This window comes from Saccharopolyspora thermophila, assembly GCF_014646075.1.
GTDB classification, from domain to species: Bacteria; Actinomycetota; Actinomycetes; order Mycobacteriales; family Pseudonocardiaceae; genus Saccharopolyspora; species Saccharopolyspora thermophila.
Map to the genome: position 1 here is coordinate 265,796 of NZ_BMMT01000004.1, position 25,620 is coordinate 291,415.

Consider the following 25,620-nt stretch of genomic DNA (forward strand, 5'->3'; position numbering starts at 1 on the left):
GGCCTGCTGACACCGCGAGCGCGCGGATCGGCTCGTGCGGGCGGTCCCGCGGTGGAACCTGCGGGAGGTCGACCCGCGCAGCGGGGATCCGCGCGCCTCCTCCGGAAAGGGTTGATCATGTTCACTCCGAACCCGATTCCGCGGCCGTCCGGTCCGCCCGCGTCGAGCACCCCGCTCGGCGACTACCTGAACCAGGCCCGGCACGGCGTCGACAGCGGCTACGCGGTGCTGCCCCGTTCGTTGGCCGAGGCCATGCCGTTGCCCTGGCAGCAGCAGATGCGCAACCTGCTCGCCGAGTTCCACCAGGCGTTCGGGCACCTGCAGTGGCCGGTGTACCGGGTGGTGCCGTCCCGCTACGAGCGGCTGGTGGACCTCGACGACGACCAGCTCGCCGAGGTCGGCTGCACCGTGGAGGTCGGTGACGACGGGGAGCTGGAGTACCGGATGCGGGACGGGCGGCGGATCGACGCTCCGGAGCAGCATCAGGTGCTGGTGTCGTGCCTGGATCCGATCCCGCGGCAGCACCCGGGCGGCTGGCAGCCGACCCCGGCCGCGCCCCCGCCCCCGGCCTGGTGAGCGGTTGGGACATCCCGGTCGTCTCGGCTCCGGACGCGTGACAGGCGCTGCTGCTCGTGCGAGGCTCGGAACATGGGCCGCGGAGGATGGTATTTCTGTCTCAAGCATCGGCAGGTCGAGCCGAAGGCGGGTTGCCGTGCCGCTGAGCGCCTGGGGCCGTACCCGGACCAGGAGACCGCGGCCCGCGCCCTGGAGATAGCCGCGGAGCGGACCAAGGCGGCGGACGAGGCCGACCGGCGCTGGGACCGCGAGGACTGAGTTCCGATGGCGGCGGCGGGTGGTCCACCGGGCGGCATCGCTGTTGCCGCCGCCGCGCCGTCCGGCCGGGTGCGTCCGGAAGCGGGATGGGACTTCTCGGCGGTCCGCGCCGAACTCGGGCTGCCCGCGGACTACCCGACGGCCGCGCTGGCCGAGGCGGAGCAGAGCGTCGCGCAGCCGGTGGCGACCGGGCAGCGGCTGGACGCCACCGGGTTGCCCCTGGTCACGGTGGACCCGCCGGGGGCCAAGGACCTGGACCAGGCGGTGCTGGTGCAGCGTCGGCGCAGCGGGTACCGGATCCACTACGCGATCGCGGACGTGGCCGCCTTCGTGGTGCCCGGCGGGGCGCTGGACGTTGAGGTCCGGCGGCGCGGGCAGACGCTCTACCTGCCCGACGGCAACGTCCCGCTGCACCCGCCCAGCCTGTCCGAGGACGCCGCAAGCCTGCTGCCAGGCCAGGTGCGCGCGGCAGTGCTGTGGACGATCGACCTGGACTCCGACGGCCTCCCGGTTCGGGTGGACGTGCGGCGCGCGCTGGTGCGGTCGGTGGCGCAGTTGGACTACGAGGGCGTGCAGCGCTCGCTGGCGGCTGGTGACCCGCACCCGTCGATCGCGTTGTTGCCCGAGGTGGGGCGCCTGCGGCGGGAGCAGGCGCTGCTGCGCGGCGCGATCGAGCTGGGGTTACCGGAGCAGCAGGTGGAGCCCGATGGTGACGGGGGTTGGCGGCTGGTGCTGCGTCCCCGGCTGGTCGTGGAGGCGTGGAACGCCGAGATCTCGCTGCTGACCGGGATGTGCGCGGCGGAGATGATGCTGGCCGCGGGGATCGGGGTGCTGCGGACCGTGCCCGACCCGGAACCGGAAACCGTGGCGGGGCTGCGCCGTTCGGCGTCGCGCCTCGGCGTGCACTGGCCGGACCACGTCCCGCCCGCCGCCGCGCTGGCCGCGATGGACCCGGTCCGGCCGGAGGCGTTGGCGGTGCACGTCGCGGCGACGCGGCTGCTGCGCGGCGCCGGCTACACCGCGTTCGGCGACGGCGCGCCCGCCAAGGCCAACCACGCGGGTATCGGCGCCTCGTACGCGCACGTGACCGCACCCCTGCGGCGGCTCGTCGACCGCTACAGCGCCGAGGTGTGCCTGGCCGTCTCCTCGGACCGCCAGGTCCCGGAGTGGGTGCGGGAGGCGCTGGCGGAGCTGCCGTCGGCGATGGGCAGTTCCGACCGGGTCGCCGGGCAGGTGGAGCGGGCCTGCATCGCCCAGGCGCAGGCGTGGTCGCTGGTCTCGCGGGTGGGGGAGGAGTTCGCCGCGACGGTGCTGCGGGTGCCCAACGGTTCGGCCGGTGAGGTCTTCCTGGCCGACCCGCCGGTGATCGCGCGCTGCACGGGCAGCGGTCTCGGGGAGGGCCAGCAGGTGCGGGTGCGGTTGGTCGCCGCGGACCCGGCGAGCCGTGACGTGGCGTTCGAAGTGGCCTGAAGCACACCCCGTGTCGGTGGTGCTTCCGCCGTCACCGGTTGATCGTGGATGGCGCAGGGTCGAGGGAGACGAAAGGGGCCGGGGTGGCTGATGTGCGGGAGATGACCGTCGGGGTCCTGGGCGGCACGGGTGCGCAGGGGCGTGGGCTGGCGATCCGGTGGGCGAAGGCCGGGCTGAAGGTGGTGATCGGCTCGCGCAACGCCGAGCGCGCCGAGCAGGCGGCCGCCGAGATCCGCGGCATCGCGGGCGGTGACGTCACCGGCCAGCACAACGCCGGGTGCGCCGCGGCGTCGGACATCGTGCTGGCCGCGCTGCCCTGGGAGGGGCACGCCGAGACGCTGAAGTCGTTGCAGGCGCAGCTGGCGGGCAAGATCGTGGTCGACTGCGTCAACCCGCTGGGCTTCGACAACAAGGGCCCGTACGCGCTGGCGGTGCCGGAGGGCAGCGCGGCGCAGCAGGCCGAGCAGTTGCTGCCGGACTCGCGGGTGACCGCGGCGTTCCACCACGTCTCGGCGGTGACGCTGGCGGATCTGAGCGTCGACCGCATCGACCTGGACGTCCTGGTGCTCGGCGACGACCGTGAGGCCACCGACGTGGTCCGCGCGTTGGCCGACGTGATCCCGGGGGTTCGGGGGATCTACGGCGGACGCCTGCGCAACGCCCACCAGGTCGAGGCGTTCACGGCGAACCTCATCGCGATCAACCGCCGCTACAAGGCCCACGCCGGACTGCGCATCACCGACGTCTGATGCGGGCGTGAGGGTGCAGGCCGTCGCGAGCAGTCGCCTCCGCGCGGAATTGTCGCCGCGGTGCGGCGGCGGCACCCTGACGACAGGGAGGTGGTCGGGGTGCCGGAACTGCCGGAGGAAGCCAGCCGCTGGAGCGACGACGAGCGGGAGCGTGCCGATGCGCTGCTCGACGGGCACGCCGTGGTCGTCAACGTCCGCAAGGGCGGCCCGCACAAGCATCTCGTCGCGTGGGCGGCGGAGCAGGGCCTGCTGACCTACGTCGGTCACGCCGGTCCGCGGCACAACTGGCCGGAGTCGGAGTTCGCCAGTCCCTTCGTCAAGGAGGCCAAGACCGACCGCGAGGCCATGGTGCGGCACTACGAGCAGTGGCTCGACGAGCAGCCGAACCTGCTGGCCAAGATCCGCGAGGGAGAGCTGAGCGGGCGGGCGCTCGGGTGCTGGTGTGCCCCCGAGCCGTGCCACGCCGACGTCCTGGCCAAACGCGCGGGCTGAACCGCCCGCCCCCTCGGCACCGCCGGGTGGAGCGGGAGCGGTGGACGCGCTGCGGGCCCGGATCGGGCGGGCCCGCAGCGCGTCCTGATCACATCTCGGCGCGGCGCCCGCCGTCCACCGTCCAGGCCGCCCCGGTGACGAAGGAAGCCTTCGGCGACAGCAGGAACGCGGCCACCGCCGCCAGCTCCGCCGGGTCGCCGGAGCGCCGCAGGGCACTCGCCTGTTCGGCTTCCTCCTTCGACTGGGGGTTGTTCGCGGCGATCTGGCGGGCCCGCTCGGTGTCGAAACGGCCCGGCAGCAGCGCGTTGACCCGAACCCCGCGCGGCCCCACCTCGTTCGCCAGGTCCTTGACGAAGCCCTGGGTGGCCGGGCGCGCCACATTGGAGCTGGCCAGCCCGGTCAGCGGCTCCGCTCCGGAGGTGGAGGTCAGCACGACGATGGAGCCGCCCGGGCCGAGTTCGGCGGCCACCTCGCGGGCCATGCGGATCGGCGCGATGGTGGCGATCTCCAGACCGCGGCGCAGCGTGTCGTCGTCGAGCCCGCTGGGCATCCCGGCGGGCGGGCCGCCGTGGCTGACGAACAGCCCGTCGAGCCTGCCGAACTGCTCGCGGGCGAAGTCGATCAGCCGGCGCGGGGTGGCGGGGTCGGTGAGGTCGGCCGCGAGACCGCGGGCGTTGTCGCCGAGTTCGGCGACGGCCGTGGCGGTGTTGTCCGCGGAGGATGACGACACGACGACGTTGGCCCCCTCGTCAACCAGCGCGCGGGCGGTCGCGAAGCCGAGCCCCTTGCTGGCGCCGGTGACGAGGAAGCAGCGTCCGGAAAGATCCAGGTCCATGCCCGCACCCTAAACCGCCGTCGCCGGCTGCGGAATATCTCGTTCCGCACCCCTGGCGCGGGCCTAGGGTAGGGAGTATGGCTGAGGCGCAGTTCGGGGCGGAGACCTCGCAGCGGGGCGAGTGGGTGCGGCAGACCAACCGGTTCACCGACCGGATCACCGCCGACGGGTCGTCGGGGTGGCCGGTGGAACCGGGCCGGTACCGGCTGGTGGTGAGCCTGGCGTGCCCGTGGGCGCACCGGGCGGTGATCGTGCGCCGCCTGCTGGGGCTGGAGGACGTGCTGTCGCTGGGCGTCGTCGACCCGATCCGGGACGAGCGCGGCTGGCGCTTCACCCTCGACCCGGGCGGCCGCGACCCGGTGACCGGGATCGCCTTCCTGTCGGAGGCGTACCTGGCTGCGGACCCGGATTTCACCGGCCGCTACACGGTTCCGGCGGTGCTGGACGTCGCCGAGCGCAGGGTCGTCACCAACGACTACCCGCAGCTGACCCTGGATTTGTCCACGGAGTGGGCGCGGTACCACCGCGACGGTGCTCCGCAGCTGTACCCCGAGCACCTGCGGGCGGAGATCGACGAGGTCAACGAACTGGTGTATGCCGACGTCAACAACGGCGTGTACCGCTGCGGCTTCGCCACCACGCAGCAGGCATACGAGGAGGCGTTCGAGCGGTTGTTCGCGCGCCTGGACTGGCTCTCCGAGCGGCTCGCCGAGCGCCGCTACCTGGTCGGCGACACGATCACCGAGGCGGACGTCCGCCTGTTCACCACGCTGGTGCGCTTTGACGCGGTCTACCACGGGCACTTCAAGTGCAACCGGCAGAAGCTGACCGAGATGCCGGTGCTGTGGGCCTACGCCCGCGACCTGTTCCAGACGCCCGGTTTCGGCGACACGGTCGACTTCGACCACATCAAGCGCCACTACTACGGGACGCACCACCGAATCAACCCGACCGGAATCGTCCCGGTCGGCCCGGATGTGTCGGGCTGGCACACCCCGCACGGCCGGGAGGCGCTCGGCGGCACCCCGTTCGGCGACGGAACCCCACCGGCCTGAGCGGAGCACCCCACACCAACCAACCGATGCGGGGTGCCCCTGACCCCTTGAGGCCGTGCCCCCTCGACTCAGACGAGATCAGTCGTCCCAGCTCGAGAAGGCATCTCGCCGATCGAGGTTCAGTGGAAGGAGTGCTCCGGGCCGGGGAACGCGTGGTTGCGGACGTCGTCGGCGAAGCGGGTCGCCGCGTCGGCCAGCACCCCGCCCAGGTCGGCGTAGCGCTTGACGAACCGCGCCGTGCGGCCGGTGTTCATGCCCGACATGTCCGTCCACACCAGCACCTGCGCGTCGCAGTCCGGGCCCGCGCCGATGCCGACGGTGGGGATACGCAGCTCGGCGGTCACCCGCTTCGCCACCTCCGCCGTCACCATCTCCAGCACCACGGCGAAGGCGCCGGCCTCCTGCAGCGCGAGGGCGTCGGCGAGCAGTGCGTCCGCCTGGTCGCCGCGGCCCTGCACCCGGTAGCCGCCGAGCCCATGCTCGCTCTGCGGGGTGAACCCGATGTGCCCCATCACGGGGATGCCCGCCGACACCAGCGCCTCGACCTGCGCCGCGTAGCGGCGGCCGCCCTCGAGCTTGACCGCGTGCGCGCGGCCCTCCTTCATGAACCGGGTCGCGGCGGCCAGGGCCTGCTCCGGCGACGCCTGGTAGGAGCCGAACGGCAGGTCGGCCACCACCAGCGCGCGCTCCACCGAGCGGGTGACCGCGCGTACCAGCGGGACCAGTTCGTCGACCGTCACCGGCAGCGACGACTCGTAGCCGTACACGTTGTTGGCCGCCGAGTCGCCGACCAGCAGCACCGGGATCCCGGCCTGGTCGAAGATCCGGGCGGTGTACATGTCGTACGAGGTGAGCATCGGCCAGGGTTCGCCGCGCTCCTTGAGCTGCTGGAGGTGGTGGATGCGCACTCGGCGCTTGGCGGGTGCGGAACCGTAGGGGGCGGACGTCTCGCCTTGGGCAGTTGTCATCGTTGACCGTCCTTCTTCCTCGAGGCCCGCGCCGCGGGTCCCCGGGTAGTAACGGATGGTTGTAACCGCAAGAGTCCCACGCCCGGTGCCGCCCTGCCGAGACCCTGGGGGCGAAGGTCACAGCCGCCCGGGCATCACCCGATCCAGGGCTGGGCGATGCGCGCGTAGGTGCCGTCGTGCAGGGCGAGGTTCAGCCACTGGTTCACCCACTGCTGGAACACCACGTCCCCCTTGGGCAGCAGGTACGCCTTCTCGCTGAAGGTGAACGGCTGGTCAGGGTGCACCGAGCACAGCTCCGGGTGCTGCTTGGCCTGCCACCGGGTCTCGGCGGCGTCGGTCATCATCAGATCGGCCCGGCCGTCGATGATCTCCTGGAAGATCGTGTTGTTGTCCGGGTGCTCGACGATGGTGGCCCGCGTGAGGTGCTGCCTGGCGAACTGCTCGTTGGTGCCGCCCGGGTTGACGATGGCACGCACGCCGGGCTGGTCGATCTGCGCGAGCGTCTGGAAGCGCGCCGCGTTCTCGCAGCGGGTGATCGGCGTCTTGCCGTCCACCACGTAGGCGGTGCTGAAAAACGCGTGCCTGGCCCGCTCCAGCGTGATCGACACGCCGCCGACGGCGATGTCGCAGCGGGCGGTGAAGTCGGCGACCAGGGTCTTCCAGGTCGTGGGCACGATGGTGGCCTTCACCCCGAGCTTCGCGGCCATGTCGTGCGCCATGTCGATGTCGATCCCGCTCCACGCGCCGGAGGCGTCCCGGTAGGTGAACGGCCGGTAGTCCCCGGTGCTGCACACCCGCAGTTCACCGCGCTGTACGACCTGGTCCAACCGGCTCGCCGCCGCTGGCTGCTGCGGCGCGGCGGGCGGGGCGCCGGAACACGACGTGCCCGACGCGACCACACCGGCCACGGCCAACCCGACAGCGAACCTCTTCCACCGCATGACGCCTGCCTTTCGATTTTCGTGAGTCATGCATAGCCGCTCGGACCGCCGAGAGCCAGAACACTCCGGACGAGGATCGGATGCCCACCGGGGGTCGCCTCACCTGGTTCTGGGAAAAACGGGAAAAAGTCAGGAGCAACCAAATCGCCTCCTCGGCGTCCAAGTGAGGGGAGTGCGTGGGAGCGCGGGAGGGAGGCACCTGGGGGTGCTTCCCTCCCGCAACCCGTTCCTCCGCCCCGCCCCCATGGCGCCGGAGGAGATCGGTGACGCGGGTGCCGCCGAATTCCCCAACTCGCCCCACGTCACCGACCCCCGCCCTAAGATCGACTGTGCCGCGCGAACGTCTGCTCCGGTTCTCCTGAACTGGCTACCGGTCGGGCGGCCCTGTGCAGGCACTGTCGAGATATCTGGGGGAGATACGTTGCCGCTTGACAACGTTGTGCTCGCAAAACTGGATGTTCCGGACACTCCGGAACTGCGGGCTCGGCTGACCGAACTCACCTGTCCAGACGGCGTGGAACTACAGCCGGCCAACAACTACGAGGCCCGCGACCCGAGCGGGTACGTCTTTGTCACCGTGGACAGGTCCGGGAAGGTAACGAATGTCCGGATTCGGTCGGGGTGGACCGACCACATCCGGCCGGACGCATTTCCGACCGTGCTCTTCACCACGTATATGACCGCGGTTCAGCGTGCGCTTGCCGTGGAGCTCAGCCACCGTCCGGAGAGTCCGTCGAATCAGCCCGCGCCGGACGACACCTATACCGACCCCGCAGAGCTGTCGTTTGAGGAGTGGGTCTCCCGAACCCAGTCCCGGCTCAACGCCATCGATGCCGAATACGACGCGATCCGCCGCCAACAGCAGGCTCGGGCAGCGGAGGACGTCACCGAGATCCGCAGTCCGCTCGGCTACCTGACCATGCACATGCGCGGCGGGGGCCCGGTCTCGATCAACGGCGACCCTCAGGCTCTGGACAACCCGTCGGACACGGTGCTGTCCGAGGAAATTCTGCAGCTGTTCGTCCGGGCGGGCCTCGGGGTCGCGCCAGACGGAGAGTCCCGTCCGACGCAGTCGCGCGGCAGCAGCGATGACGCGTACGACGAGGACTTCTCGGAGATCGACATGTTCGAGGATTGGAATGACTGAATTCCGAAGCGTCTTTGAGTGGATTCGAGACGAAGCCCAGAAATGGCAGAAAAAGGCCGACGACGCCGAGCCGATCCTGCGAGCGGTGCAGAGCGCGTACCTGTCACCTACGGCGTTCTTCGTCGGCGACCTCATGACCCTCGTCCCAGGTTCCATCAACGCCGATCTTGAGGCCGAGCAGTACGAAGAGTTCCGCGCGTACATCGAGCGACTTCTTCGGGAAGCGATCATCGAGTTCGATCAGATTGGCCAGGCATTGCGGAAGATCGCCGACGAGTACGAAAGAACCGACAGCGCCAACAGCATCGACGTCAACCAGGCTTTCCACGCGTAGGAGTCAATGATCCATATGTCCGAAGCTGACATACTGACCAGCCAGCTGGACCAAGCCTTCAATGGTCTGGAGGAAAAAGTCCAGGAGTGCGTCGACAAATTCAACGCCGCCGTCCATCACATCGTGGACTGGGCATTCGTGCTTGGTCCGGCGATGTTATACATCAATCCGCGTCTTGACGAGGTCCGTGAGGGTCTTGAAAAGCTGGTCAAGCTCGTCAGGACCGCAGTAGAGCATCACCTGCCCGTCGTGTCACTGATTGTGCAGTCCAACAAGTGGGTCGCCGATGTCAAGGCCCCCATGAACAAACTCACCCATTCAACGGAACACCTGCTGTATTACTGGGAAGGTAAAGCGAGCGAGGCGTACAAGGACAAGGTCGGACAGCAGAACGAAGCGATCGCTTTTATTGTGAACCGGGCGGACGCAGTCAGCGCGTGGCTAATGGACATCGCCAAGTATAACGTCGAGTACATGTGCGGGTTGACCAGGATGGCGACCGATTTCCTGGGGGCACTTGTCGCCGCCTCGATCGAAGCGGCGACGGTTGTCGAGATCCCGTTCGCGGTACAGAATCTCGCAGGCGCCATCGGAACCCTCGTCACCCAATACCTGAACAACCTGGTGGACACCGCCAAGAGGTTCGTGGAGGCGCTCAGCAAGGTACGTGACCTCAAGAGCGTGATGACCGACAGAGCGATTGTGGATGACAGATGGCCGCAGGCGGTCATCGGTTGAGTCCGTACCCGTCACAAGAAGGAGCTATGAGCGCTAGTTCGCATCGTGCCTGGGGTGGGCCGATTGTTGGTCTGGTGGTTGCGGCGATGATGTTTGCCGGTGGGTGTTCTGTCGAGCCGTACACGATGCCCACGTCGTCGGATCCGACGCCGACTCTGATTCCCGGTGCTGAGTCGACGCCGAGTGGTCCACCGCCGGGGCCGGTCAAGTACGATTTTGCAACTTTCAAGACTTGCTCTGAAATTCAGCAGGCGGTGCCCGACCTGCCGCCGCCGTTGACGCCGCAGCGTGAGGAAAGTGCAAGTCGGTTTTCGCAGAAGTGCACTTTCGCGACGACCTCGAACGAGGATAAACGTTACATCGCCTTCCGGGTCGAGCTTTGGGAAAACCAGCGAGACAGGTACGGCTATCACTCCGCGGCTGAGCTCGCGAGAATTGGTTTCAACGCCACCCCGCTGCCCGGCGTGGAACCGGAGACCGGTCTAGGATTCGGCTCGCAAGCCCAATGGAATGAATCTGACGTGAGTCGAAGCTGTCACCTGGAAGTTCTCGACGAGAACGCAGTGATGATCCTCACCTACTATTCTGGTGAGGAGGACCAAGATCCGCGAAGTGAGCAGTGTCGTGAAAGTGCGCGCACCCTCGCGAGGCAAATTCACGCCGCCGTACAGCCACAATGAGCGTCGCGATCTGTCGCCGACATCGAGATCCGCAGCCAGCTTGGCAACCTGACCAGGCGCGGAGGGGGTTGCGTTTGATGCATCTGCGTGGTGGTAGCCGGTTGATTCCGTGCCCGTCAAGAGAAAGAGCTATGAACGTTGATTCGCGCCGCGCCTGGGTTCGGCCGGTTGTTGGTCTGGTGATTGCGGCGATGATTTTTGTCGGTGGGTGTTCCGGCAAGCGGTACACGATGCCCGTGTCACCGGACCTGACCCCCATGCCCAGTTTTGAGCCGACGCCGAGTGATCCACCGCCGGGGCCGGTCAAGTATGGCTTGTGGACCTTCAAGAATTGCTCTGAAATTCAGCAGGCGGTGCCCGATCTGTCGTCGCCGTTGCCGACAGCGCGCTCTTCGCATAACGGGTGGCACACGCAAACTTGCGATTTTACGGTCTCGAAAGATCACGGGCCGTACGTCACCTTCAACGTTGAGCTTCATGAGAACTGGCAGGCATGGCACGGCAACTACTCCGGGGCCGAGCTTGCGGAAAAGGACTTCAACCGCCCTCCGCTGTCGGGCAAGGAAGAAGAGACCAGCCTGAACCTCGGTTCGCAGGCACGCTGGGACGTTGATCTTGGAGTGAGTAACAGCTGCAAGCTGGAAATTCTCGACGAGAATGCGGAGATGTTCATCACCTATTATCCTCTTCAGGATATTGGAAGCGAGCAGTGCCGCGAACGCGCGCGCACTATCGCGAAACAGATCTACGACGCCGTACAGCCGCAGTGAGCCTTTCGTGGGGGGCCTGTTGTGATCGTGGGGAGGCTGGGGGAGGCAGTTGAGTGTGCGGTTCCCCAGCCTCGTGGGCCAGGGCTGTCAGGCGAGACGTCGTACGAACTTGGTCCAGGTGGTGCGGTCGAACCGCAGGATCGGGCCGTCAGGGTCCTTGGAGTCGCGGATGTCGATCCCGTCGGGCGCGAAGCGGGCCTCGACGCAGCTGTTGTTGTTCGGGCCGCTGTAGCTGCTCTTGAACCAGTCGCGTTCGTTGTCGTCAGTCATCATGTTCCAGCTCCTCAACTCGTCGTGCGATGAACGATCGTGACTGCTCAGGCCCGAGTGCTACGGCACGGAGCTGATCAAAGGCGCGCATGCATGCTGCGATGTCCTTCTCGTCGACGACGTAGACACCGCCGCCTATGAAGGTTGGCTGATGCACGAGATCCGGTGCAAGGCCATCAAACCGGAGGATCTCGATCGAACCGCCGAGCAGTGGATGGTCCACAATAGACAACGGTGCCACTTGGATGACGATGTGTGGGTGTTGTTCGATCAGCGCGAGTAGCCGCTGAAGCTGACCGCGCAGCACCTTCCAGCGTCCGACCGGGCGGCGGAGTGCGGCCTCGCCGATCACGAACCACATTCGCGGCGGGTTCTCGCGCGTGATGAGTTCCTGGCGGTCAAGTCGGAACTGGACTCTTGCCTCGATGTCTTCGTGGCTTGCTGTACCCACCAGCGCCGCACGTCCAACCCGCATCATGGCGCGGATGTAGTCCTCGGTCTGGAGCAGACCGGGGATCAGTTCGCTGTCGGAGTAGTAAATTTCCGTGGCGTCTTGTTCGTGGTCGCTGAGTCTGCGGAACGCACCAGGGAAAGCGTCTGAGTACATCCGGCGTGGCTGACGCTGGCGAGCCAGCTGGGCGAGGCGGGTGATCTGGGCTCGGTCTTCCTTTGGTGCACCGTAGAAATCGAGAAGCGCCTCGATCTCCAGCACCTTGAAGGCGCGTTCGCCGCGCTCCACCCTGCTGATCTGGCTGACGTCGCACTCGATCGCGGCAGCAGCCTCCTTCTGCTGCTTGCCGGCCGCTTCGCGAAGTCTGCGCAGTTCTGCGCCGAGCTGGCGGCGTTCGAGTGTCGTACGTGGTCTGCCCATGCTGAAGATCAGCCTTCCAGGGTGACATGTGGCGTGGTCAAATGTCAGCTAGTCTCGCACTGTCTCAGAACACGCCTCCGTCTTGTTTGCGACGGAAGTCTAGCCAGTGGGCAGGGGAGTGGTGATGGTGCGTTTCGGTTATGTGCTGGAAGCTGTGTCGACCGGGGCTGAGGTCGTCGAGATCGCACGGAAGCCCGTAGATCCGGAGCAGCGGGACCCTGAGCTGCTGCGGCAGGAGCTACGGCCGTGGGCGGAGGCGGAACTGGTGCGGTCGAAGGCCGAATTCGGGCTCTACACAGCGGAGTTCGGTTCCTGGGGCGATGGGCGCTCCGGCTTCTACCTGCGCATGCTCTACATCGTCTGGGGCGGTGACGATGTCATCTCGGCGCATGTCGACGACAGCCCGGTCAACTACGCGGGCGTTCGCGCGCTTGCCAACCAGGCCGAAGCCTTTCGCGTGCTCCGTAAAGCAGAACGTCAGCACGTTGTCCGGGCAGGAGGTCACGAGCGCCTCATGGCGCGGTAGGCGGGGCGGAGGAGATCGGTGACGCGGGTGCCGCCGATGTCGATCGGCAGGTCGTCGAGCTCGTCCAGGACCGCGTCCGCGGCGGTGGGTTCGGAGTCCGGGATCACCGGGGCGGCGGGTCGTTCCCCGGTCGTCCAGAACACTTCGGGGGATTCCGGCAGGGTCGGCGCGTCCTCCGGTTCGCCCGCGTCGGGTCCGGTGACCGTGCCGCGAAGGGCGCGGAGCCGGTCCAGGAGCTCGTCGCGACCCCGGCCACGCCAGGCCAGGATCTGGAACGGGTCCTCGTCGAAGGACTCCGCCAGCAGGTAGCACGCCGCCGCCAGGTGCTTGCACGGGATTTCCCAGTCGGGGCAGGAGCAGTCCATGGTCAGCTGGCGCATGGTGTTCGGGAACAGCCGCAGGCCCAGCTCCGCGAAGACGTTCTCCAGGTCGGTCGGCATCTCCCCGGCCAGCAGCTTCGCCGCGTACAGCGCCCGGCCCGCCAGCGCGCGCTCGATGCGCTCCCACTCCGCCGCGGTGAACGCCTTGATCCCGATTCGCACCCGGTAGGGCTCCGGCCGCGAGCCCTGCACCAGCCCCACCACCACGCTCGTCGAGACCGTGAGGCTGCGGACCTGCCCGGCGCGCGCGTAGTTCTTCCCGCGCGCCAGCCGACCGCCCATGCCGAACGACTCCAGCACCTCGATGAACCGCCGCGACCACCAGGTCCGCGCGATCTCGCCGCGTCTGCTGCGCGCGCGGATGCCGCCCTCGACGCGGATCGGCTTCGCGGGCCGCGGGAATCCGCGCCAGTTATTCACCGACGGCCTCCGGTTCCAGCGTCATCAGTTCGCGCAGCTGGCTGGTGGACAGCTCGGTCAACCAGTTCTCGCCGCTGCCGACCACCAGCTGCGCCAGCGCCTTCTTGTCCTCAATCATCCGGTCGATCTTCTCCTCCAGCGTGCCGATGCAGGTCAGCTTCCGGACCTGCACGTCCCGCCGCTGGCCGATGCGGAACGCCCGGTCGGTGGCCTGGTCCTCGACCGCCGGGTTCCACCAGCGGTCCAGGTGAATCACGTGGTTGGCGGCGGTCAGCGTCAATCCGGTGCCGCCGGCCTTCAACGACAGCAGGAAGATCGACGGCCCGTCCGTTTCCTGGAACCGCTGCACCATCGCGTCGCGGGCCTTCTTCGGCGTGCCGCCGTGCAGGAACAGCACCTCGGTGTCGAATCGCGCCGACAGGTGCGGGACGAGCATCCCGCCGAACTCGGCGAACTGGGTGAAACACAGCGCCTTGTCACCCTCGGCCAGTACCGACTCGAGGATCTCCTCCAGCCGGGCCAGTTTCCCGGAGCGGCCGGGCAGCGGGGAGCCGTCGCCGAGCAGCTGTGCCGGGTGATTGCACACCTGCTTGAGCTTCGACATCGTGGCCAGCACCAGGCCGCGCCGCTCCATGCCCTCGCTGTCGGCGATGCGCGCCAGCATGTCGTCGACCACCGCCTGGTACAGCGACGCCTGCTCGGCGGTCAGGTTGCACAGCTGCTTCATCTCGATCTTGTCCGGCAGGTCGCTGATGATCGCCGGATCGGTCTTGACGCGGCGCAGCACGAACGGAGATGTGATGCGGCGCAACCGGGCCGCGGCCTCGGTGTCGCCGTCGCGTTCCACCGGCACCGCGAACCGGGCCCGGAACGTGCTCAACGAGCCCAGCACACCCGGATTGATGAAGTCCATGATGGACCACAGCTCGGCCAGCCGGTTCTCCACCGGAGTGCCGGTCAGCACGATCCGCTGCCGCGCGGACAGCTCGCGGACCGCCTTGGCCTGGCGGGAGGCGCTGTTCTTGATGTTCTGCGCCTCGTCGAGCACCACCCGCTCCCAGCGGACCTCCCGCAGCACCTCGGCGTCCCGCACGACCAGCGGGTAGGTCGTGATCACCAGGTCGTATGCGCCGACCGCCTCCAGCAGGTCCTCCCCGCCGAGCCGACCGCCGCCGTGGTGCACGTGCACCTGCAGCGACGGCGCGAACCGGGCGGCCTCCCGCTGCCAGTTGCCGACCACCGACATGGGGCAGACCAGCAGCGTCGGCCCGCGCGCCCCTTCGGCGCGGGACAGCGCCTCCAGCGCGAGCAGCTGCACGGTCTTGCCCAGGCCCATGTCGTCGGCGAGGCAGGCACCCAGGCCGAGCCGGTCGAGAAAAGCCAGCCAGGCCAGGCCGCGGCGCTGGTACAGGCGCAGTTCCGCGGTGAAGTCCTCCGGCGGCTGCACCGGTTCCAGGTGCTGGTCGACCTGCCCCGACAGCAGGTCCCCGAGCCAGCCGCGGGCGCTGACCTCGACCACCGGCATCGGCGGCTGCCCGTCCTCGCCGTGCGCCCTCCCGTGCAGTCCGCTGTGCAGCAGCACCTCCCCGGCGGTCATCCGACCGGTCCGGGACTTCTCCAGAAACGCCAATCCGGCGGCCAGCCGCTTGCGGTCGATCCGGGTCCACCTGCCGCGCAGGCGGACCAGCGGCACCTTCGCCGCGGCCAGTTCGGCCAGCTCCGACTCGGTCAGCTCCTCGTTGCCGAGCGCGAGGTCCCAGCGGTAGTCGACCACGGCGTCCATGCCGATGCCGGACTCCTTGGTCACCACGCCCGCCGTCCCGGTGCTGCCCGCCGAGAGCTTCAACCCGAGTTGCGGTGTGCTGCCCCACCACGACGGCAGGAGCACGCCGAAGCCCGCCTGGTCCAGCAGCGTCGCGTGGGTCAGGAAGTCGTGGGCCCCGGCGGTGTCCAACCACAGCTCCGTGGGATGCGGCACGAGCAGCGCCGCGTCGAGCCCGGGAAACACGCGGCTGGCCCTGCCGAGGTGGGCGAGCAGCAGCTCCTCCGGCTGCTGCACCCAGCGCTGCAGCACGCGGCTCTCCGCACGCCACACCTCCTGCGCCGGGACGAGGACGCTCGGGTCGTCGGCCGCCTGGAGCAGGAACTCCAGCCGCCAGTCCTCGTCGTCGCCCTCCGGGGCGTGCAGCCGGAAGCAGGTTCGCAGCGGGCTCTCGCGGGTGCCGCTGGCGCGCCACTCGTCCACCAGCCGAGCCAGTTCGCGGGCGGCCTGCGGGCCAGCGTCGAAGCGGGGCTCGCGCGCCAGCGCCCGCACCCATGCGGCGGCGGTGCTGCGACCACGGGGCAGGTCGATCTCGCTGATGCGGCTGCGCACGATACCGTCGACCAGCACGTCGAGCGCCGTGCGCAGCACCTCGGCCGGAGATCGGCCGCCCTCGCAGCGGAAGGCGGGTGGCATCGCCTCGCGCAGACCGGCGAAGCGCACCGCCTCCGCGCCCGACAGGGCCGGCCGCCACCTCGCGGTGGGATGTCCGGACTCGAAGACCAACGCGGGCAGCACGCGTCCGCGCGAGACGACCTGCTCGGCCAGCTCGGCGACCTCCCGGAGGAAGTGCGCGGACGCCCCCAACCGGCACCCCGGCGGGACCTCGTCGAGTGCCGCCGCCGCGGGACCGCACGACACGGCCGGGACCAGCCACTCCCGCAGCCGCAGCTTCCCCCGCGGCGCCGGCCCGGCGGTCAGTGGATCGCGCACCAGCTCCGGCGACGGCACCGGCGCGGAAGCGAACGAAGGCAACCGGAGCCGGACGGTGTCGACCTTGCCCTGCTCACCCGGCAGCGCGTCCCGCAGCGTCTCGCCCGGCACCGCGAACGGGTGCGCCACCGGCCCGCGCGGCGCCCGTCCGGGCACCCGCGCCGGCAGGTCCGAATCCTCGGCCCAGAGCACCAGCCGCCCGTCCGAGGTGCACGCGGCGTGCACGGCCCACACGGCACAGCCCCCTTCGGTCGTCGCAGTGCTCCTCCTCCCGGCCGAGACCGGGAGTCTGCCACGACCTTACGGGGCGACCTCGCGCCACCGGTTGGTGATCGGCAGCCGTCGGTCGCGCCCGAACGCCTTGAACGTGATCTTGGTGCCCGGCGGGTACTGCCGACGCTTGTACTCGGCGCGGTCCACCAACTGCAGCACCCGCTCCACCAGCTCCGCGTCGAAGCCGTCGGCGATCAGGTCCGCATACCCCCGGTCGCCCTCCACGTAGCCGTCCAGCACGACGTCGAGGATGTCGTACGGCGGCAGCGAGTCCTGGTCCACCTGGTCCGGGCGCAGCTCCGCCGACGGCGGCTTGGTGATCGAGTTCTCCGGGATCGGCGGCACCTCGCCCCGCTTCTCCGCCTCGGCGTTGCGCCACTTCGCCAGCTTCCACACCAGCGTCTTGGGCACGTCCTTGATCGGCGCGAACGCCCCCACCGCGTCCCCGTAGATCGTCGAGTACCCGACCGCCAGCTCGGACTTGTTCCCGGTCGCCAGCACCAGATCCCCGCGCTGGTTGGACAGCGCCATCAGCAGCACACCCCGGCACCGGGCCTGCACGTTCTCCTCGGCCAGTCCGGTCAGCTCCAGCTGCCGCACGTACACGTCGACCATGTCCGCGATCGGGTGCACCTCGAAGCGGCAGCCGATCCGCCGGGCCAGCTCGGCGGCGTCCGAGCGGGAGTGCTCCGAGGAGTAGCGCGACGGCATCGACACGCCGGTCACCGCGTCCGCCCCCAGCGCGTCCGCGGCCAGCGCGGCGCACACCGCCGAGTCGATCCCCCCGGAGAAACCGAAGATCACCGACCGGGCGCCGTTCTTGCGCACGTAGTCCCGCAGACCGGTGACCAACGCGCCCCACACCTCGGCCTCGTCGTCCAGCGGTTCGGCCGGCGGCAGCGGCGGCAGCGGCTCGTAGCGGGGCAGCGGGTCGGGCTGCAGCACGATGCGCCGCACGTCGAACGCGGGCATCTGAATCCGGCCGGGCTCCGCGGGCACCGTCGTGGCGGTGTGGCCCCCGGCGGGCAGGTCCATGTCCAGCACCAGCAGGTGCTCGGTGAACTGCGGTGCCCGTGCAAGGACCTCGCCATCGGTGTTCACCACCAGCGAGTCGCCGTCGAAGACCAGCTCGTCCTGCGCGCCCACCAGGTTCACGTAGGCCATCGGCGCCCCGGCCTCGGCGGCCCGCCGGGTGACCAGTGGCAGCCGCACGTCGTCCTTGGCCCGCTCGTACGGGGAGGCATTGATGCACACCAGCAGGTCCACGCCAACCTTGCCGAGCGCGGTCACCGGGCCGCCGTTCTGCCAGATGTCCTCGCAGACGACCACCCCGACGTCCAGGCCGTGCAGCCGGACGATCGGCAGGTCGTACCCGGGCGCGAAGTAGCGGGCCTCGTCGAACACGCCGTAGTTCGGCAGGTGGTGCTTGTGGTACGTGGCCACGACCTCGCCGCCGTAGAGCAGCGACGCGGAGTTCCGCGGCCCCTGGTCGTCGCGCCCCAGGTGCCCGACCACGACCAGGGCGTCGCCGCACCCGGCGTCCTGCAGGCGGCGGGCGAGCGCGTCCAGCTCGGCGAGGTTCGCCGCGGCGAATGACTTGCGCAGCGCCAGGTCCTCGACGGGGTAACCGGAGAGCACCATCTCAGGGAACGCCACCAGGTGCGCGGCTTCCGACACCGCGCGCCGGGTCCAGTCCAGGACCATGGCGCTGTTCCCGGCGATGTCGCCGACACACCCGTTCACCTGTGCTAGTGCGATCCGCAGCTGGGGCATGGCCCCATCTTCGCGCACCCGGCCGGGTGGTGTCGTGCCGCCCGGTGCGAATCACGCCCCCTGCGACATGCCACGATCCTGTGGTGACCCGCCTACTGACCGTGCTGTCCGTGTTGGTCGCGCTGGGCGCCGCGGCGTGCAGCGCCCCGACGCACGACGCCGAGATGCTGCAGCCGCACACCGAGAGTCGAGGACCCGCCGGGCCGGTGCCGCCGGGGCTGGAGCGCTTCTACTCGCAGCCGCTGTCGTGGGGCCCGTGCGAGCCGTACGCCACCACCGACAGCGATCGGCAGGTGTTCCGCGACGGCGGCCTGGAATGCGCACGGCTGGAGGTGCCGCTGGACTACGCGCAACCGCAGGGGCGGACGATCACCATCGGCGTGCTGCGCAGCCCGGCGAAGGACCCGGCCCGGCGCATCGGTTCGCTGCTGATGAACCCGGGCGGCCCCGGTGCGTCCGGCATGAGCACCGCGGCCAGCCTCGCCGGTTCCATCGCGTACACCGAACTCGGTGAGCGCTTCGACTTCGTCGGCTTCGACCCGCGCGGCGTCGGCGCCTCCCAGCCGGCGGTGCGCTGCCTGACCGACCAGGAGCGGGACGCGGAGCGGTTGGACAACGACGCCGACACCTCACCCGCCGGGGTGGCGCAGACCGAGCAGGAGGAGCGCGCCTACGCCGCCAAGTGCGCCGAGCGCACCGGTGTCGACGTGCTCGCCAACGTGGGCACCCGGGAGGTCGTCCGCGACATGGACGTGCTGCGGTCGGTGCTCGGCGACCAGAAGCTGAACTACCTCGGCTACTCCTACGGCACCCGGATCGGCTCGGAGTACGCCGAGACCTTCCCGGGCAACGTGCGCGCGATGGTGCTCGACGGAGCGATCGACCCGGGGCAGTCCACGGTCGACCAGCTGGTCGCCCAGGGCGCCGGGTTCCAGCGCGCCTTCAACGACTTCGCAGCCTGGTGCGCGGCCCGCCAGCAGTGCGCGCTGGGCCACGACCCGAAGGCCGCCGTGGCCGCCTACCAGCAGCTGACCCGGCCGCTGATCCAGCACCCGGTCCGCGCCGGCGACGGCCGCGTACTGTCCTACCCGGACGCCACGATGGCGACGATCCAGGCGCTGTACACGCCGAGCCTGTGGGAGCAGCTGGACAATGGCCTGACCGAGCTGCGGCAGGGCAGCGGCCGCGTCCTGTTGGCGCTGGCCGACAGCTACTTCGGCCGCGGCGCCAACGGCCGGTACGCCAACACCACCGACGCCTTCGACGCCGTGCACTGCGTCGACGACCAGCGCGTGCTGGACCCGGAGCAAGTCCGGGACGCCGACCGCCGCTACCGGCAGGCCGCGCCGTTCCTCGACGACGGCAACCCGCCGAGCGCGGCCCGCGACATGTGCGCGTTCTGGCCGGTGCCGGTCACCGGCGAGGCCGAGCAGCCGCAGGTAACGGGCCTGCCGCCGACGCTGGTCATCTCGACCACCGGCGACCCGGCGACGCCGTACCAGGCGGGGGTGGAGCTGGCCAAGGCGTTGCACGGCAGGTTGCTGACCTTCGAGGGCACCCAGCACACGGTCTTCCTGCAGGGCAATTCCTGCGTGGACGACAAGACCACCCGGTACCTGGTCGACCTCACCCTTCCGGCCGAGGGCACCCGCTGCACCCAGGACTGACCGCCCTGGCGTCACCGAGCAACCCGGCGGAGGGTGCTCCTGACCGCTGGTTCATGGACCAGTTACGCACAACGCGGTCCCAGCTCTTAGGCTGCCAGCATGAACCGCCAGCAGGAGTTCGTGCTCCGCACCTTGGAGGAACGTGACATCCGCTTCGTGCGGCTGTGGTTCACCGACGTCCTCGGCATGCTCAAGTCGGTGGCGATCTCGCCCGCCGAACTCGAAGGCGCCTTCGCGGAGGGCATCGGGTTCGACGGCTCGGCGATCGAGGGTTTCGCCCGCGTCTACGAGTCGGACATGGTCGCCAAGCCGGACCCGGCCACGTTCCAGGTGCTGCCCTGGGAGACCCCCGACGGGGAGCACTACTCGGCCCGGATGTTCTGTGACATCCACATGCCGGACGGCTCGCCGTGCTGGTCAGACCCGCGGCACGTGCTGCGCCGCACCCTGGCCCGCGCCACCGAGTCGGGCTTCACCTGCTACGTGCACCCCGAGATCGAGTTCTTCCTGCTCAAGAACCTGCCGGACGACGGCAGCGAACCGGTGCCGGCCGACTCCGGCGGGTACTTCGACCAGGCGAGCCACGACGCCGCCCCGCACTTCCGCCGCAACGCCATCGAGACCCTGGAGGCGATGGGCATCTCGGTGGAGTTCAGCCACCACGAGGGCGCGCCCGGCCAGCAGGAGATCGACCTGCGCTACGCCGACGCGCTCACCATGGCCGACAACGTGATGACCTTCCGGTACGTGGTCAAGGAGGTCGCGATCACCCAGGGGGTGCGCGCCTCGTTCATGCCGAAGCCGTTCAGCGCCCAGCCCGGTTCGGGCATGCACACCCACTTCAGCCTCTTCGAGGGCGACCAGAACGCCTTCTACCACCCGGAGAACCCGTTCGAGCTCTCCGACATCGGCCGCGCCTTCGTGGCCGGCATCCTGCACCATGCGCGGGAGATCAGCGCGGTCACCAACCAGTGGGTCAACTCCTACAAGCGCCTGGTCGTTGGCGGCGAGGCCCCGACCGCGGTGTGCTGGGGCCACGCGAACCGCTCCGCGCTGGTTCGGGTGCCGATGTACTCGCCGGGCAAGGCGTCGTCGCGCCGCGTCGAGGTACGCAACCTCGACTCGGCCTGCAACCCGTACCTGGCCTACGCGGTGATCCTCGCCGCCGGGCTGCGCGGCGTGCAGAAGGGCTACGAACTTCCCCCCGCCACCGAGGACGACGTGTGGAGCCTCACCGAGCGGGAGCGCAAGGCCGCCGGCTACGCCAACCTGCCGCAGAACCTCAACGAGGCGCTGACCGAGATGGAGTCCTCGGAGCTGGTCGCCGAGACGCTCGGTGAGCACGTCTTCGACTTCTTCCTGCGCAACAAGCGGGAGGAGTGGAACGCCTACCGCAGCCACGTCACGCCCTACGAGCTGCGCACCCTGATGCCGATGCTCTGAAGGCGCGACGGACTGGTGGGGTTGGCCGTGTTGCCGGGGCGGCCGTAGCGATAAGTTGCGCGCGTGACTGATTCGCAGGCGCACTCCGACCCGGCCAACCCCGACGGTGACACCGCCGCGGAATCCACCCTGGAGTCCGGGGTGCTGGAGCAGTCCACCGAACTGTTCGAGCCGGAATGGCCCGCCGAGGCCCCAGAAGACCTCGAGGCGGGCACCCTGCTCGGCTGCACGCTCGCCTTCCGCAACCAGCTCCCGGCCGCGCGGGTGCTCCGCGACTCCTTCCACCGCCACCACCCCGGCGCCCGCTTCGTGCTGCTGGTGGTCGACATGCCCGGGCGGTCGACCACCGAATCCGACGGCATGACGGTCGCCGCCATCGGGATGGACGAGCGGGAGTTCGCCCGGCTGGCGATGGGCTGCACCGCCGAGCAGCTGCGCAACGTGCTGCGCCCCAGGCTGCTGCGGCACCTGCTGGCCACCGGGGCCACGGTGCTGTACTTCGAACCGTCCGTGCAGATCTTCGGCCCGTTCGACGACCTGCTCGCCGGTCTGACCCAGGACCGACCGGTGGCGCTGGTGCCGCGGGTGCTGCGCCCGCTGGCCGTCGACGGCCTGCGCCCCAACCCCGCCGACCTCGCCGAATCGGGCACGTTCGACCCCAGCGTGTTCGCCGTGCGCCCCGGCGCCGAACAACTGCTGGACACCTGGATCGAGCAGCTGAGCGCGGACCCGGCGCTGGCGACCCCGATGCTCGACGACGCGCCCGCGCTGGTCGACCACCAGGTCATCCGCGACCCCGGGGTGGGGCTTTCGGTGTGGAACGCCGGGCAGCGGGAGCTCGCGATCGGCAGCGACGGGCGGCACACGGTCGACGGCGCGGTCCTGCGGAGCGTGCACTTCGACGGCTTCCAGCCGCAGCGGCCGTGGCTGCTGTCCACCACCTATGCGGACCGGCCGCGGATACTGCTGTCCGAGAACCCCGTGCTCGCGGGCCTGTGCGCCGGCTACCGTAACGCCCTGGTCGGCGCGGGGTTCACGCGGGAGCAGCCGTACCCGTTCGACGTCCTGCCCAACGGTGCGGTGCTGCCCGAGACGCTGCGGCGCGAATACCTGGCCGCCTGGCACTCCGAGGGGCAGCCGCCGCCCAGCCCGTTCGAACCAAGCAACCCGCTGGAGGAGTTCCGGGCGTGGGCGTGCGCCCCGGCCGACGAGCGGCAGCGTGCTGCGGGCGGTTCTCGCTGGACCGCGGCGGTGTGGGCGGACGACCCGATCCTGCGCCGCGACTACCCCGACCCGTTCGGGGCCGACGCGGAGGCGTTCCACGAGTGGTGCGTCGGCGTCGGCGTGGCCAGCGGCCGGGTGCCCGCCGAGGCCGTGCACCGCCGGGTCGACCAGGGGACCGCGCTGGTCGACCAGCTGGGCGTCGCGGTCCTGGGGGACGGGTCGATCGCCGAGCTGGTGCGCAGCGCCGTCCGCGCCTCCGGTCTGCCTTCCGCGGACACGCCGTACTACCCGGTGGTGCTGCGCTGTGAACCCGGCCTGCCGGTGCCCGCGGGCAGGTACGTGATCGACATCCGCACCGATGTCGCGGACAGCCCGGACCCCGAGGTGTCCGAGGTCTGGGTGCTGTCGGAGAGCAGCCGCGCCGCGGCCCGCCGCAAGGGCATGAAGACGCGCGTGGTCGCGCTGCCCGCCCCCGAGCGCGACAAGGTTGACCTGCCGACCCGCAAGGGCGCCCGCGCCCGGTTCGGGCTGTCCGACGAGTTCGTGCTCGGCTCCTTCGTCGACCACGCCGCCGAGCGCGCGGACAACGCGCTGGGCGTGGTCAGCGCCTTCCTGTCCGCCTTCCCAGAGCGCGACGACGTGCGCCTGCTCGTCGGGGTGACCGGCGCTGCCGAGCACCCGGAAGCGGCGGAACGCCTGCGCCTGGCGACCGCGACGGATCCGCGGATCCTCCTCATCGAGGACAACGTTGAGCTGCACCCCCTGCTGGCCGCATCCGACTGCTTCGTGTCGCTGCACCGCGGCGAAGCCGGTGACGGCCACGTGCTCCGGTTGCTGGAGGTCGCGGCGCACGGGATCCCGGTGATCGCGGGTGAGCATGGGGCGGTCGCCGAGCTCTTCGGCGCGGACGCGGCCCGCCTGGTGCCGTGCCCGGTTCCGGGTGAGCCGGACGTCGAGGCCGCGGCCGAGCTGCTGCGCAGCGTCGCCGACAATCCGGATGCCACCGCGGCGTTCGGCGTGGCGGCCAAGGAGAGCCTCCTCGCGATGCACACCGTCGCGCGTGCGGGCGCGCGGTTGCGCGAACGCGTCGAGCACGCGTACCGCAACTGGCGCACCAAGTGGTCGCGCAACGGCCACGGCCAGTTCGACGACCCGCTGCGACCGCTGCTGGTGGCGCGCCACGCGCTACACCGCACCCCGGACGTCAGCGTCGGCAGCCGCAACGCGATGGCCCCGGCGCTGCGCAAAGCGGTGCTGAAGGTGCTGAGCCACTACGACGAGCACCTCCGCGACGTGATGCGCTCCCTGGTCGACGGCGTCGAGCAGACCGCCGCGGAACTGCTCCGCCGCCAGTACGAGGCCGACGGCGAGGGCGACCTGGATGCTCTGCGCGCGGAGCTGGTCCAGCTCAACCGCCGCCAGGAGCAGCTCGGCGCGCAGCTGCTGGGCACCGACGACGGGATGGTGCGGGCCCGCGCTGACCTGGCCGAACAGCACCGCAGGCTGCGCAGGTTGGAGGAGGGCGCGGTCCACGACGAACGGATCGGCGCGCTGGCGGAGCGCCTGGACAGCCTCACCGGCGCGGTGGAGCGGATCCTCGACCGGATGGACGCCCTCGAACAGCGGCAGCAGGCCGGGCAGACCGTCGAAACGAGCGTGCGCGCGGCATCCCTCGACGCGGCGAACGCCCTGCAGCGCACCGACGTGCTGCAGCGCATCCTGCTCCGCGAACACGAGCGGACCTCCGGTTGGGGGGATGGCACGACGACCCCGGTGCTCTGCGACGCGGGCCTGCTCAGGCTGCCCGCGGACGACAGCTTCATGCTGCCGTGGCTGTCCTCGCACTCCAGCTGGGATTCCGACGTGTCGGCGCTGATCGACTCGTTGCTGGAACCGGACGGGATCTTCGTGGACGTCGGCGCCTACGTGGGCTACCAGACCGTCCGCGTGCTCAGCCGCATGGGCAACAGCGGTGCGGTGGTCGCGGTTGAGCCGTGCCCGCGTAGCGCCGAACTGCTCAGGCACAACGTCGAGATCAACGTGCCGGCCGCGTGGGGGCACCGGCTCGTCCTGCTCGAGGGCGCGGCCTGGGACAACGGGTGCGACATGACCGCCGAGCCGTCGCTGGCCGGCGGCGTGTCCGTGGCACCGGCGGTGGACGGTGAGCCGGCCGCGGTGCGGGGCATCCGCCTGGACCGGGAGTTGGAGAACCATGCCGCCCTGCAGGACCTGAAGCTTTCGGTGGTGCACGTGGACGTGGGCGGCCGGGTGCACCGGGTCCTCGGCGGCCTGGTCCGGCTGCTGCGCCGTGACCGTCCTTCGATCGTGTGCTCTTTCACACCAAACGCGATCAAGCAGCTGGGCGACGACCCGGCGGCGGTCCTGCGCGAGTTCGGCACGTGGGGCTACGAGCTGGTGCCGGTCGGCCGGACTCGGGCGGTCAGCGCCGCTGACCTGCTGGAAGCGATCGGAGCGGCGGGAGCGGCGAGCACCGTGAAGCTCTGGTTGCGGCCGAAGCAGCGGTAGCCGGTGATGCGACAAAGAGGTGGTGTCAAGACTCTGACCAGGCGATTTGACATTCACGCAGGGTGTGCGTAATTTGTTCTTCGCCGCACGGAAGGCCGGACGGAACAGGACGCAGGAGCCTGGCGGGGACGGCCTGGGGAGCGCCCAGGAGTTCGATCACGAACTTCGCGGAGCGCAGACCACCCGGGGCGCGCGGGTTTGACACCGCGAAGCGAACCGGGTAACGTAAAGCGGTCGCCAGGTAGACAGAAGTTCTACGAGGCGCGTTGATAACTCAAGCAACGGCTCGACCTTCGGGCGAGATCAGCGAGGGGGGACCCCCCTGAAAACGCCGAAATGAGGGCCTGCTAGAGTTGGAGACATCGAAAGCGATGGAGGAAATGCTCGGCTGAGCGTTTGTGCTTGGTGTGGGCGTGTTCTTTGAGAACTCAACAGCGGACTGTTTTGGTTGGTGTTTTTGTTTGCCCCTGGCCATGCAT

At 69.7% G+C, this 25,620-nt stretch carries 23 protein-coding genes; 15 read left to right on the forward strand and 8 right to left on the reverse strand.

The genetic code is table 11. The features are described from left to right. The first annotated feature begins 117 nt into the window (after positions 1 to 117). From IEY17_RS09020 to IEY17_RS09040, 5 genes are all read left to right on the forward strand, one after another. The gene (locus IEY17_RS09020; protein WP_188986839.1) at positions 118 to 576 is read left to right on the forward strand and encodes a hypothetical protein; all 459 of its coding nucleotides are present in this window, start codon (positions 118 to 120) and stop codon (positions 574 to 576) included. A gap of 72 nt (positions 577 to 648) precedes the next feature. After that, positions 649 to 834 (forward strand): hypothetical protein, encoded by a 186-nt coding sequence (locus IEY17_RS09025; RefSeq protein WP_188986840.1) that lies wholly within the window; start codon positions 649 to 651, stop codon positions 832 to 834. Between the two features lie 6 nt (positions 835 to 840). Continuing rightward, a complete protein-coding gene (locus tag IEY17_RS09030; RefSeq protein ID WP_188986841.1) occupies positions 841 to 2,304 on the forward strand; it encodes an RNB domain-containing ribonuclease in 1,464 nt (487 codons plus the stop codon). An 83-nt stretch (positions 2,305 to 2,387) separates the two neighbouring features. After that, positions 2,388 to 3,053: an NADPH-dependent F420 reductase gene (gene npdG, locus IEY17_RS09035; RefSeq protein WP_188986842.1), complete on the forward strand. Its 666-nt coding sequence runs from the start codon at positions 2,388 to 2,390 to the stop codon at positions 3,051 to 3,053. A 99-nt stretch (positions 3,054 to 3,152) separates the two neighbouring features. Further along, a complete protein-coding gene (locus IEY17_RS09040) occupies positions 3,153 to 3,545 on the forward strand; it encodes a DUF4326 domain-containing protein (RefSeq protein WP_188986843.1) in 393 nt (130 codons plus the stop codon). Positions 3,546 to 3,633: 88 nt separating this feature from the next. On the opposite strand, the gene IEY17_RS09045 is transcribed toward IEY17_RS09040, so the two are convergent. Further along, complete coding sequence (locus IEY17_RS09045) at positions 3,634 to 4,380, reverse strand: SDR family NAD(P)-dependent oxidoreductase (RefSeq protein ID WP_188986844.1); 747 nt, start codon at positions 4,378 to 4,380, stop codon at positions 3,634 to 3,636. A gap of 77 nt (positions 4,381 to 4,457) precedes the next feature. Here IEY17_RS09045 and IEY17_RS09050 point away from each other — a divergent pair, with 77 nt between their 5' ends. Next, entirely contained in the window at positions 4,458 to 5,435 is a 978-nt protein-coding gene (locus IEY17_RS09050; protein WP_188986845.1) for a glutathione S-transferase family protein, read from the forward strand. Positions 5,436 to 5,554: 119 nt separating this feature from the next. Here IEY17_RS09050 and panB read toward each other — a convergent pair whose 3' ends face one another. Together panB and IEY17_RS09060 are read right to left on the reverse strand one after the other, a co-directional pair. Beyond that, entirely contained in the window at positions 5,555 to 6,403 is an 849-nt protein-coding gene (gene panB, locus IEY17_RS09055; protein WP_188986846.1) for a 3-methyl-2-oxobutanoate hydroxymethyltransferase, read from the reverse strand. Positions 6,404 to 6,537: 134 nt separating this feature from the next. Then, positions 6,538 to 7,344: a transporter substrate-binding domain-containing protein gene (locus IEY17_RS09060; protein ID WP_188986847.1), complete on the reverse strand. Its 807-nt coding sequence runs from the start codon at positions 7,342 to 7,344 to the stop codon at positions 6,538 to 6,540. A gap of 421 nt (positions 7,345 to 7,765) precedes the next feature. Between IEY17_RS09060 and IEY17_RS09065 the strand changes: the two genes are divergently transcribed. The 5 genes from IEY17_RS09065 to IEY17_RS09085 all read left to right on the forward strand — a co-directional run bounded on the left by IEY17_RS09065 (position 7,766) and on the right by IEY17_RS09085 (position 11,013). Further along, positions 7,766 to 8,491 carry a hypothetical protein gene (locus tag IEY17_RS09065; protein ID WP_188986848.1) on the forward strand — a complete coding sequence of 242 codons (726 nt, stop codon included), beginning with the start codon at positions 7,766 to 7,768 and terminating at the stop codon, positions 8,489 to 8,491. Beyond that, positions 8,484 to 8,825 carry a hypothetical protein gene (locus IEY17_RS09070; RefSeq protein ID WP_188986849.1) on the forward strand — a complete coding sequence of 114 codons (342 nt, stop codon included), beginning with the start codon at positions 8,484 to 8,486 and terminating at the stop codon, positions 8,823 to 8,825. The genes IEY17_RS09065 and IEY17_RS09070 overlap by 8 nt, the downstream gene beginning before the upstream one ends. Positions 8,826 to 8,840: 15 nt before the next feature. Beyond that, on the forward strand, positions 8,841 to 9,563 hold the full coding sequence (locus IEY17_RS09075) for a hypothetical protein (protein ID WP_188986850.1): 723 nt from the start codon (positions 8,841 to 8,843) through the stop codon (positions 9,561 to 9,563). Between the two features lie 26 nt (positions 9,564 to 9,589). Then, on the forward strand, positions 9,590 to 10,243 hold the full coding sequence (locus tag IEY17_RS09080; RefSeq protein WP_188986851.1) for a hypothetical protein: 654 nt from the start codon (positions 9,590 to 9,592) through the stop codon (positions 10,241 to 10,243). A 131-nt stretch (positions 10,244 to 10,374) separates the two neighbouring features. Next, positions 10,375 to 11,013 (forward strand): hypothetical protein, encoded by a 639-nt coding sequence (locus tag IEY17_RS09085; RefSeq protein ID WP_188986852.1) that lies wholly within the window; start codon positions 10,375 to 10,377, stop codon positions 11,011 to 11,013. Between the two features lie 87 nt (positions 11,014 to 11,100). Here IEY17_RS09085 and IEY17_RS09090 read toward each other — a convergent pair whose 3' ends face one another. Both IEY17_RS09090 and IEY17_RS09095 read right to left on the reverse strand, forming a co-directional pair. Then, entirely contained in the window at positions 11,101 to 11,286 is a 186-nt protein-coding gene (locus IEY17_RS09090; RefSeq protein ID WP_188986853.1) for a DUF397 domain-containing protein, read from the reverse strand. Beyond that, positions 11,276 to 12,154 carry a helix-turn-helix domain-containing protein gene (locus IEY17_RS09095; protein WP_188986854.1) on the reverse strand — a complete coding sequence of 293 codons (879 nt, stop codon included), beginning with the start codon at positions 12,152 to 12,154 and terminating at the stop codon, positions 11,276 to 11,278. The genes IEY17_RS09090 and IEY17_RS09095 overlap by 11 nt, the downstream gene beginning before the upstream one ends. Positions 12,155 to 12,278: 124 nt before the next feature. On the opposite strand from IEY17_RS09095, the gene IEY17_RS09100 reads away from it, so the two are divergent. Beyond that, positions 12,279 to 12,680, forward strand: a complete 402-nt coding sequence (locus tag IEY17_RS09100; protein ID WP_188986855.1) for a hypothetical protein — start codon at positions 12,279 to 12,281, stop codon at positions 12,678 to 12,680. On the opposite strand, the gene IEY17_RS09105 is transcribed toward IEY17_RS09100, so the two are convergent. From IEY17_RS09105 to IEY17_RS09115, 3 genes are all read right to left on the reverse strand, one after another. Beyond that, a complete protein-coding gene (locus IEY17_RS09105; RefSeq protein ID WP_188986856.1) occupies positions 12,656 to 13,480 on the reverse strand; it encodes an SWIM zinc finger family protein in 825 nt (274 codons plus the stop codon). The two genes, IEY17_RS09100 and IEY17_RS09105, sit on opposite strands and share 25 nt — an antisense overlap. Then, positions 13,473 to 16,469 carry a DEAD/DEAH box helicase gene (locus IEY17_RS09110; protein ID WP_188986857.1) on the reverse strand — a complete coding sequence of 999 codons (2,997 nt, stop codon included), beginning with the start codon at positions 16,467 to 16,469 and terminating at the stop codon, positions 13,473 to 13,475. Before IEY17_RS09110 ends, IEY17_RS09105 begins: the two co-directional genes overlap by 8 nt. A gap of 66 nt (positions 16,470 to 16,535) precedes the next feature. After that, the gene (locus IEY17_RS09115) at positions 16,536 to 18,281 is read right to left on the reverse strand and encodes an NAD+ synthase (protein ID WP_188986858.1); all 1,746 of its coding nucleotides are present in this window, start codon (positions 18,279 to 18,281) and stop codon (positions 16,536 to 16,538) included. An 83-nt stretch (positions 18,282 to 18,364) separates the two neighbouring features. On the opposite strand from IEY17_RS09115, the gene IEY17_RS09120 reads away from it, so the two are divergent. From IEY17_RS09120 to IEY17_RS09130, 3 genes are all read left to right on the forward strand, one after another. After that, the gene (locus tag IEY17_RS09120; protein WP_229679964.1) at positions 18,365 to 19,948 is read left to right on the forward strand and encodes an alpha/beta hydrolase; all 1,584 of its coding nucleotides are present in this window, start codon (positions 18,365 to 18,367) and stop codon (positions 19,946 to 19,948) included. A gap of 99 nt (positions 19,949 to 20,047) precedes the next feature. Next, the gene (locus IEY17_RS09125; protein ID WP_188986859.1) at positions 20,048 to 21,391 is read left to right on the forward strand and encodes a glutamine synthetase family protein; all 1,344 of its coding nucleotides are present in this window, start codon (positions 20,048 to 20,050) and stop codon (positions 21,389 to 21,391) included. 63 nt (positions 21,392 to 21,454) lie between these two features. Next, entirely contained in the window at positions 21,455 to 25,141 is a 3,687-nt protein-coding gene (locus IEY17_RS09130; RefSeq protein ID WP_188986860.1) for an FkbM family methyltransferase, read from the forward strand. Positions 25,142 to 25,620: the final 479 nt, after the last annotated feature.